Annotated in this window: 3 protein-coding genes and 1 pseudogene; 1 reads left to right on the top strand and 3 read right to left on the bottom strand. The window is 71.9% G+C overall.

All coding sequences use genetic code 11. The features are described 5' to 3' along the window. Both A612_RS07775 and A612_RS07770 read right to left on the bottom strand, forming a co-directional pair. Positions 1 to 211: pseudogene (locus A612_RS07775) on the bottom strand (alpha/beta hydrolase); the annotation flags it as partial. A 56-nt stretch (positions 212 to 267) separates the two neighbouring features. Continuing rightward, on the bottom strand, positions 268 to 1,137 hold the full coding sequence (locus A612_RS07770) for a 2-keto-4-pentenoate hydratase (RefSeq protein ID WP_019373940.1): 870 nt from the start codon (positions 1,135 to 1,137) through the stop codon (positions 268 to 270). A gap of 62 nt (positions 1,138 to 1,199) precedes the next feature. Here A612_RS07770 and A612_RS07765 point away from each other — a divergent pair, with 62 nt between their 5' ends. Continuing rightward, a complete protein-coding gene (locus tag A612_RS07765; protein ID WP_019373939.1) occupies positions 1,200 to 2,336 on the top strand; it encodes an iron-containing alcohol dehydrogenase in 1,137 nt (378 codons plus the stop codon). Between the two features lie 15 nt (positions 2,337 to 2,351). Here the strand turns inward: A612_RS07765 and A612_RS07760 are convergent. Next, positions 2,352 to 3,086: LysR substrate-binding domain-containing protein (locus tag A612_RS07760; RefSeq protein WP_019373938.1), on the bottom strand; the 735-nt coding region annotated here is incomplete at its 5' end.

Here is a 3,086-nt window from a genome sequence, read left to right as displayed (position 1 = left end):
CGTCGTCGAAGCCCTTGGCGGCGAATTCGCCCGGGAGCCCGCGCGCCACGCCGTAGTTCGCCACCTGCAGGTCCTCCACCCGCGCCAGCTCGGCCCGCGGCACTTCCAGCACCTCCGCCCCGGCGGCGTACAGCGCGCGCGCCTCCTCGGGCGACAGGGTATGGAGCGCCGGCCGCCCGGCACGCGCCATGCGCTCGAGCACGCCTGCCATCTGCGGCGTGAGCCGCGCGTGGGGGTGGGAGGCCGCAGCCGGGCCGTTGCCCCGCGTCACCGGAAATTCACCTGCACCGGCTGGGCGCCCGGCAGGCCGACGTAGGTCGCCGTCACGCTCAGGCCGGCGCGCGGAGGCAGCAGCGGCGAGAACGAACCCAGGCTCACCAGATCGCCGGGCTGCAGGGTGATCTGCTCCTTCTGCAGCGCCTGCGCAAGCCAGACCACGGCGTTCAGGGGATGACCCAGGATGTCGCTACCCTTGCCGGAGGCCAGCAGCTCGCCGTTGTTGTTCGTCAGCTGCACCTCCATGCGCTCGAGCGCATCGAGCAGCCGATAGCGCTCGCCGCGCGTGACCGGCACCGCGATCGGCGCGCCGGCCACGCCCAGGCGCGCACCCACGTTGATCGCCGCCACGCCCGCGCCATTGAGCTGGCCGGGGTTCTGCACCATCAGGTCGGGCAGCTCGATGAAGGGGATGACCTGGTCGATGTGCTGCAGCACCTCGTAGGGCGTGCGCGCGTGGTTGATCCCCGCGTCCTTCACGCGCACCAGCATGTCGGCCTCATAGAGCGGGCGCGCCCCGAAGGCCGCCTCGGTGGCGAAGCCGCTCGGCTGCACCATGCCTTCGTAGAGCTTGCCCCACACCGGCGCGTCGGTCTTGAAGCGCTTTTGCACCGCCGGGTTGGTCAGCCCCGCCTTGTAGCCCACCACCTTGCCCATGCGCGCCGCCAGCAGCGCGTTCAGCGGCCCGCGCGTGCAGGCGCCGTCGGCATCGGAGAGCGCGGGGAAATTGGCCGCCGGTTGCTTCGCGAAATAGCTGCTCGCCATCTCGCCAACCTGCGCCTCGCTCAGGCATTGGGCATTGGCGCCTGTCGCGCAGGCGACGGCCAGCGCCAGGACAGCCAGGGTTTGCTTCGTGTGCATCGGTGTCTCCTCGTTGTACTGTGACGGCCTGATCGTAATTGCAACCTGCCTGCCCTGCTGTCATGGCCCAGATCCAATACCTCACCCAGATCCAGTTCGACTTCGGCGCCGTGCGCCTGCTGGCGCAGGAGTGCGCGCGCGTCGGCATCCAGCGCCCGCTGGTCGTCACCGACGCCGGCGTGCGCGCCGCCGGCGTGCTGCAGCCCGCGCTCGACGCGCTCGCGGACCTGCCCGTGGCCATCTTCGACCAGACGCCACCCAACCCCACCGAGGCCGCCGTGCGCGCCGCCGTGCAGCTTTATCGCGAGCAGCGCTGCGACGGCCTGGTCGCCGTCGGCGGCGGCTCGGCCATCGATTGCGCCAAGGGCATCGCCATCGCCGCCACGCACGAGGGTCCGCTCACCACCTACGCGACCATCGAAGGCGGCTCGCCGCGCATCACCGAGGGCGTGGCGCCACTGATCGCCGTCCCGACCACCAGCGGCACCGGCAGCGAGGTCGCGCGCGGCGCCATCCTGATCGTCGACGACGGGCGCAAGCTGGGCTTTCACTCCTGGCACTTGATGCCCAAGGCCGCCATCTGCGACCCGGAACTGACGCTGGGCCTGCCGCCCCCGCTCACCGCCGCCACCGGCATGGACGCCATCGCGCACTGCATGGAAACCTTCATGTCGTCCGCCTTCAACCCACCGGCGGACGGCATCGCGCTCGACGGGCTGGAGCGCGGCTGGCGCCACATCGAGGCCGCCACGCGCAACGGCCAGGACCGCGAGGCGCGCCTGAACATGATGAGCGCCAGCATGCAGGGCGCCATGGCCTTCCAGAAGGGCCTGGGCTGCGTGCACTCGCTCAGCCACAGCCTGGGCGGCGTGAACCCGCGCCTGCACCACGGCACGCTCAACGCCATCTTCCTGCCGGCCGTCATCCGCTTCAACGCCGGCGCCGAGGCCGTGCGGAAGGAGCGGCGCCTCGAACGCATGGCGCACGCCATGGGCCTGTCCGGCGGCGCCGACGTGGCGGAAGCCGTGCGCGACATGGGCGCCCGCCTGGGCCTGCCCAGCGGTCTGGCGGCGCTGGGCGTCACGCCGCAGATGTTCGACGACGTCATCCGCGGCGCCATGGCCGACCATTGCCACAAGACCAACCCGCGCGAGGCAAGCCGCGAGGACTACCTGGAGATGCTGCACGCCTCGATGTAGGCGCCGCCGCCAGCTTTACACGGGCACCAGCCGCGCCGCCTCGCGGTGGCCGACCTCTTTCAGGAACGCCCAGACCGCCTGCGTGCGCGCCAGGTGCTTGGCCTCGGCCGGCATGCTCATCCAGAAGGTGCGCACGAAGCGCGCCTCGCGCGGCAGCACGCGCGCCAGCACCGGGTCGCGGTCCGCCAGGAAGGCCGGCAACACCGCCAGCCCCGCCCCGGCGCGCACCGCCTCGTACTGCGCCGTGATGCTGGTGCTGCGCAGCGCCACGCGCTCGGGCGGGTAGAGCTGGTCGAGGAACTGCAGCTCCTTGGTGAACAGCAGGTCGTCCACGTAGCTCACGAAATCGTGGTGGCGCAGGTCCTCGCGCTCGGCCACCAGCGGCCGGCGTGCCAGGTACTCGCGCTGGCCATACAGGTGCAGCGCGTAGTCCGCCAGCTTGGTCACGATCACCGAGCCGCGCTGCGGCCGCTCCAGCGAGATCACGATGTCCGCCTCGCGCCGCGACAGCTGCAGCATGCGCGGCACGGCCAGCAGGTCGATCGACAGGCGCGGGTGCTGGCGCGTGAGCTGCGCCAGCTGCGGCGCCAGGACCAGCGTGCCGAAACCCTCCGTCACGCCCACGCGCACCAGCCCCGCCAGCCCGCTCTGGGCTGTATTTGCCGGCGCGCCGCGCTCCATCCCGAGCACCGCTGCCTCCATCGCCTCCACCGCCGGCAGCAGCTGGCGCCCCGCTTCCGTCAGCCGGTG

The sequence above is a fragment of the Melaminivora alkalimesophila genome, assembly GCF_000282995.1.
Lineage (GTDB): Bacteria > Pseudomonadota > Gammaproteobacteria > Burkholderiales > Burkholderiaceae_C > Melaminivora > Melaminivora alkalimesophila.
The sequence above is the reverse complement of the archived record's forward strand: the minus strand, read 5'-3'. Positions and strand labels throughout refer to the sequence as shown.

Coding starts and splice junctions, on each gene's coding strand:
- A612_RS07770 (WP_019373940.1), bottom strand. CDS start 1,137: ATGCACACGAAGCAAACCCTGGCTGTCCTGGCGCTGGCCGTCGCCTGC.
- A612_RS07765 (WP_019373939.1), top strand. CDS start 1,200: ATGGCCCAGATCCAATACCTCACCCAGATCCAGTTCGACTTCGGCGCC.